Below are 6,022 nucleotides of genomic sequence, written 5' to 3'. Positions count from 1 at the left end.
CGCTGGTCATGTGAAGAGACTCCTGCATACAAGGCAACACCACCTTCATTCTTCGGAGTGGGATAGACGGGAATGGTTCCAGTTGGCATCTGTTCAGACATTACGGGCAATTGCCCTGCACGGAACCAACGATAGGCCGTCTTGTAATCTATGCTTTGTTCCCGCGCCCAATCCGCCAACTTCATTTGACCCTACATAAGCACATATGGTATTGAAGTTTCCTGCTGCTAATTACCCCCTTTCTTTATTCGTTGTATCTAAGTGGCTTTTTAAGTGGTTTCCAACAATGCGCATGACTAAAAAATATCCAGCGCAACCACTCTGGCCATTGAGCCGCTAGCTCCCTTTAACTTGAGTGGTAGTGCCACGATTAGATATTTTTTCCCCTCTACCAGTGAATCGAGGTTGGCAAGATCCTCGATGAAGCAGAAGTCCCTGGTAAGCAATGCCTTGTGAACTTCGAAATCTCTGTGGACATAGGGATCTATTCCAAGTGTGTCAATTCCAATGAGTTTAATTTTGTGTTCTATGAGGAAATCCGTGGTGTCCATCCCGAGTCCGGGGAAATCCATAAGAAACTCCTTTGTAAAAGCTCTCTTCTTGCTCCAGCCCGTATTCAGAAGAATGATCTTTCCGTCAAATTCCCTTTTCCATTTCGATTTGAGTTCCTGAAGGCCGATCTCCTTTTTTTCGTTAGCCTTTACCTGTAAACAGATGCCTTCTGCGACAAGTGTTTTCAATTCTATTTGATCTACTGTTCTCCCGTTTTCATCAAAATGGTATGGAGCGTCTATATGGGTTCCGGTATGTGTTCCTGCTGAAATAGTTTCAAAATTGTATCCGTCTCTGCTCACTATTCCAATCGGATTGATGTTCGGCAGAGGAGCTGTGACCCAGACTGGCATATATGTCCTGACTTCAGCAGTAAGGTCTATGATGTTCTTGACATCCATGTGGACTGATAATTTGTGTCAATATAATAATTTTACTTTGATTTAACACAATTTCTTCCAAAAGTTGTCCTCTCTGTCTGCTGTTTGTCTGGAATGTCTTCAGTCTGTTCAAATCTGTTCCTTCAGATAGCAAAATTCTGACTTGTCATGGAGACAGAAGACATGATACAAGTTCAGTTAGTAAACAGTTTAAAGAAACACTGGCATGCAAACACCATGAAAAATATAAGCGGAAAGATCGCGGTTGTTGCCGCAGGAAGTTCAGGTATCGGGAAAGGAATAGCCCGCGTTCTGAGCAAAGAAGGCTGCAGAGTAATTATTTTTTCGAGAGATTCTGTTAAATTGAGTGATGCTGCGGTTGAGATCGAGAATGAGACAAAAAATCAGGTATCATATTGCAAGGCAGATCTCCGTGACAGAAGGGATTTGGAGAGGCTGATGGATTTTGTGCACGAGAGCCTCGGTAAAATAGATTTTCTGATAATGAACTACGGCGACCCTAAACTCGCTCCTTTTGAGGATCTCACAGACGCCGACTGGGATGAAAACATTGCAATGTTTCTGAGGTCCACAATTTACCTCACAAAAGCTTCATTAAAGGACATGAGGGAAAGAGGAGGGAGGATTGTCTTTGTGACTTCAATGACGACGAAAATGGGCATCGAAAATTTCTCGATTTCTGGATCTTTGAGATCTGCGCTGGTGAATCTGGCTAAAGTTGTTTCACTTGAAAAAGCCTCCATGGGTATCACAGTCAACAGCATTTCGCAGGGATACGTCCTCACTGACAGGGTGAGGAATATTGCCAGAAGCCGGAGTGAAGAGGGAGGAATAACCTATGAAGAAGCGCTCAATGGCATAATGCGGTCTATACCTGTCAAAAGGTTTGCCGCACCGGAGGAGATAGGATCGCTCGTTGCATATCTCTGTTCGGATGATGCGTCCTACATAACAGGCACGAACATACAGATCGATGGGGGATATGTGCGATTCCCGTTCTGATTCATGCCTGTATACATTTGCTCCCTTCAGCGCGTGATGATAAGCGGCTGATAGAATGAATTGGGCGAGTAGAAATTCGATCAGCATTCTAAATGAACCGCGTTGGTCAGACCTGAGAAAATGTAAAATATTGACATGGTATTACCTAGAAGAATGAACCTCAAGAGACAGCACTGGGATTCCGTTAAGAAGGAGCACGTGAGCGATCTTATCGAGCGCCAGATGGTTTATGGCGAGAAGGCGATGGTTGCCAAACTTTTGCTCAAAAAAGGATGCGTAGTCCCGGCACATCATCATGAGAATGAACAGATAACATGGATAATGAAAGGAGCTCTCGAATTCGAAATAGATGGAGAAAAATTCATATTAAAAGAAGGGGAAACACTTGTTATCCCGCCAAATAGCGTACACAAGGCGGTAGCTGTTGAGGATACAATAGACGTCGACATATTCAGCCCCCCGAGGCAGGATTGGATTTCAGGTACGGACAGTTATCTGAGATCCGGTTCAAAGGTTGGTATAAAATAGGCGGCTAATTCGCAACTGTTGTTTTTACGGTACTCTCAATGGAATGCGTAATGGCATAGAGCGCAGGGCATTTAGGTCTGGATGCTTCAACTATTGCTCTTATGTCGGTATCCGCTTCTACTTCTATCTCCAGCTTATTGATCAGCGGAAAGTCGTACGCTGTCAGGACCGGACCGATGTCGTAAGTGAGTTTTCCTGTAAGACGGAGTCTCTTGAGTTTTATATTTTCAATGGCACACTGGATCGCGAGGGTATTGGCAAAACAGGAAACGACGCCGAAGAGGAGATAGCTCAGCGGGGTTGTATAAACTCCTCTCCCGCCCAGCACCGATGGTTCATCAACGCCGACAATGAACGAGGCCGACTCGGATTTTAGTTCGCCCGTAAACATTGGACTGCCATCGAACCTGAATTCACCCTGTAATGTCTTCTCGACCGGAAAATGGCCCCCGCCCAGGTTCGATCTATCTTTAGTGCGTTCTATGAGTTTGAGATTGACATTATTAACAATGCTTTCTGTTGTATCCGTTCCTTCTTTCATATGGAGTCCTCCTTCATGTCTTGAAATTCGGTTTCGACTATTTAACAGAAATGTGAGATAGGCGAATCTTCACGGTGCCCTAATGAAAGCTGCTTCAGATTAACAGTGAAAGCGCGCGTAACATCCTCTGACAGCATTCAGCCATTTCTATGAAAGCCGGAATGAATGACAGCTTTATCGATTTGAACCCCGGCGTTAAATTACTATTTTATCGAAATGTAATTGAAGATTATCGAGCCTGGCAACTTTCCAATTTGCGCCTGCTGTCGAAGTTAAAACGAATTCCAAAAACAGAAGAGTGATTTGAATGGAACGGATTCTTTACTCAGGCTCAAACAGGCAAAAAACTGGCATCAGGTACGATATGAGTCGAATCGATTTCAAAAACTCAGAAGGAAGCAGTCTGTATTATCCCATGTGCGAAATATATATAAATCAAGAGACAGCTTACGTGTCATGCCGTTTTGTCCTGCGTGCGGAAAACCTGTTGGTGACAGCGATACATTCTGTAACTCATGTGGAAAAGCTCTGAACAAGAGCGACAGGCAGGGGCTGACATCCGCAGCAATTAACGTCTCGACTTCTGCTCCTCCTGCTGTCATATCCCAGACAGCTTCGTCCCAGGGAGCAGCCGCACAAGTTAAATACTGCCAGGTTTGCGGGCATCTGAATCCTGCGGGTGTTATGTACTGCCAGCAATGCGGCTCAAACCAATTCGGACCGAATCCACCTGCACGGATTCAGAGACCGACTGGAGTAACGATAATTGGCATAGTCCAGATAATCTTTGCAATTGTCGATTTTTTTATAACTCTGTTTGTAGCTACCTTCATTTCGCTGTTTGCTCCGGGAATCGTCATTCTGTTGTTAGCCATCTCATTGCTTCCACTGTTCTTTGCCATCGCTTTCCTAACCGGAAGGAATTGGGGAAGGATTTTAATGATGATAGGCGCCGTGCTGGAACTGTTCGTCATACCTGTTGGAACAATAATAGGCATTGTTTTGCTCTACTACCTGACAAGACCTAGGGTAGTTGCCTATTTTAAACAGCCAAGATAGGCCGGCATAAATAACCACGGAATAACACGAGGACCGATTGAGAAGTACCATGTGACTGAAAACAACCTACCGTTGGAGCAATCGGCGTATTATGTACAACAACAGCCGGTTTGCAACCTCTTCCCTTCCACCAGCTATGGCAATTACGACTTCCCCGGCAATCGGCAGGAACAAGGGAAAATAAGGGTAACAGCAGACTTGAGAATGGGCCCAGTCGGATTTGAACCGACGACCATCTGGTTATGAGCCAGACGCTCCGCCAGACTAAGCTATGGGCCCTCCCAAGCGTCATTATAATGTGATGTAAATACCTTTTGTCTGCGCTTCTGCGGCAAAGGAAATGAGTGCAATCGTATTTATTGCATCGGGCCCTCTTTATTTTTCGACCTGATACCGTCAAACTGTTTCCTTAGGTGAGCTATGTAACGCAGCGCTTCATCGTATTTTCCCTCGTTGTACGCTGCGCTTGCCTGTTTAAGCAGAGCAATCATCTCCCCGACCTGAAAACCGCTTATCTTTGCGTCAATAATATCATTCTTGGCCCTGCTCATCTCATTGGAGAGTTTCGATGGAATTGTACGCATAAGAGACTCCCTGGACTGCTTTGCAAGAATGAGCGCGGAACTCCAATCCCCTGTTGCAAGCTGTTTTTTCGCTTCACTGAATATCATCCTTGAGCCGTCGTAGTCCAGACCGATGTCGTCCGCACAGTTTAGAAGCAGCTCGAGATCGTCGCACATTTCCTGTGCCTCGCCATACTGGGATGCTTTGGTTGAAAGTTCAGACTGGAACTGGACGACAATCGACTGTGCTTCATCATATTTACCGGCTTTCGATAGAGAGGATACGTCCCTGACTTTTGATTCCAGGAATTTCTTTCTTTCCTGGCCGAAATTTTCGATTTCAAGCTGCTTCCTCATTATTTCCATCTTTTCGCTGAAATAACCCTGCACGGATTCCTCCAGGGACGTTTTGGCGAGTTTGATGAATTTTTCAGCGTCCTGATGCTGACCCTTCTGAAGATAGTCAAGCGACCTGTCAAGATACTGTTTGCCGTCTGTTATATCCGCATTGACATCTCCGGCGAATTTCAGAACGGATCTTATATTCTGAACCATCGATCTCATAGCCGAATTGTCAAATTCTGTTGCGGTCCGGACAGCCGGAGGGGGGAGGTATTGCTCCTCTTTGGCAGAGCCTGGCGAATGCTGGGCGGTTGAAGATCCAGGCGCATCGGAAACGATACCGGTTTCGTCCTGTTTCCTGCCCCGTTTGATGAATGTAAACAGCCCCTTCCGTCTGCTTCCCTTGTCGCCTGTCAAATCACTTGTCTGATTTGACTGAGTGACCCTGTTTTCCATTGACGGCGTATGAACCTGAGCCTGCTGAGTGGGCGTGGCTTTAGAAATTGCCTGCTGACTGACTTCAGCGCTTTCGGCTGCCTGAATATTTTCTTTATGCCCAAAGGCCTGCTCTACTTCTCCAATTACATCTTCAGCTTTCATCGGTTCCTTTTCCAGCTTGAATTCTGAAAGATCCGGCGCAGTGACAGGTTCAATTGCCGGCACAGAGTTCACGCTTACGGGCACTTCGCCGGCCGCGCCGGCATCCTCCTCACTCAGAAATTCTACACCACAGGAAGGGCATTTATTTGCATTAGAGGGAACTTCAGCATTGCATACAGGGCACTGAAATATCACTTCTTCTGATGATGAAGGTGCCTCCTCCCTGGTAAACTCGACGCCGCATTTGGGACATTTTGTTGACTGCTCAAGCAGCTCGTTTCCGCATTCCGGGCACACGTACACTGCTGCTCCATTGTTTCTGAGCAGCATGAGATCTGCACCGCATACATCGCAGTTCTGCGCTCCAGGGCTTATCTTTGAATCACAGACGGGACAAATATCATCCGGACCTGTCATTGGGCTAATCCTCAGTC

The 6,022-nt window shown here is 46.0% G+C and carries 6 protein-coding genes and 1 tRNA gene; 3 read left to right on the top strand and 4 right to left on the bottom strand.

The genetic code is table 11. The annotated features are described in order from the left end of the window. Positions 1–296 precede the first annotated feature (296 nt). Positions 297–953, bottom strand: coding sequence for a cyclase family protein (locus tag KIS29_04725; GenBank protein MBX8639627.1), 657 nt, complete (start codon positions 951–953; stop codon positions 297–299). Positions 954–1,169: 216 nt separating this feature from the next. Between KIS29_04725 and KIS29_04720 the strand changes: the two genes are divergently transcribed. Beyond that, complete coding sequence (locus KIS29_04720; GenBank protein MBX8639626.1) at positions 1,170–1,955, top strand: SDR family oxidoreductase; 786 nt, start codon at positions 1,170–1,172, stop codon at positions 1,953–1,955. Between the two features lie 153 nt (positions 1,956–2,108). Then, complete coding sequence (locus KIS29_04715) at positions 2,109–2,483, top strand: cupin domain-containing protein (GenBank protein MBX8639625.1); 375 nt, start codon at positions 2,109–2,111, stop codon at positions 2,481–2,483. A gap of 4 nt (positions 2,484–2,487) precedes the next feature. Here KIS29_04715 and KIS29_04710 read toward each other — a convergent pair whose 3' ends face one another. After that, the gene (locus KIS29_04710; protein ID MBX8639624.1) at positions 2,488–3,024 is read right to left on the bottom strand and encodes an OsmC family protein; all 537 of its coding nucleotides are present in this window, start codon (positions 3,022–3,024) and stop codon (positions 2,488–2,490) included. Positions 3,025–3,480: 456 nt separating this feature from the next. On the opposite strand from KIS29_04710, the gene KIS29_04705 reads away from it, so the two are divergent. Beyond that, positions 3,481–4,083, top strand: a complete 603-nt coding sequence (locus KIS29_04705; protein ID MBX8639623.1) for a zinc-ribbon domain-containing protein — start codon at positions 3,481–3,483, stop codon at positions 4,081–4,083. 205 nt (positions 4,084–4,288) lie between these two features. Here the strand turns inward: KIS29_04705 and KIS29_04700 are convergent. Further along, positions 4,289–4,362: transfer RNA gene (locus tag KIS29_04700), tRNA-Ile, on the bottom strand. A 77-nt stretch (positions 4,363–4,439) separates the two neighbouring features. Then, positions 4,440–6,005, bottom strand: a complete 1,566-nt coding sequence (locus KIS29_04695) for a zinc ribbon domain-containing protein (GenBank protein ID MBX8639622.1) — start codon at positions 6,003–6,005, stop codon at positions 4,440–4,442. Between the last annotated feature and the right edge of the window lie 17 nt (positions 6,006–6,022).

Origin of the sequence: Candidatus Sysuiplasma jiujiangense (assembly GCA_019721075.1) — an archaeon.
Lineage (GTDB): Archaea > Thermoplasmatota > Thermoplasmata > Sysuiplasmatales > Sysuiplasmataceae > Sysuiplasma > Sysuiplasma jiujiangense.
Note: the sequence above shows the minus strand (reverse complement) of the source record. Positions and strands in the feature narration are given on the sequence as shown.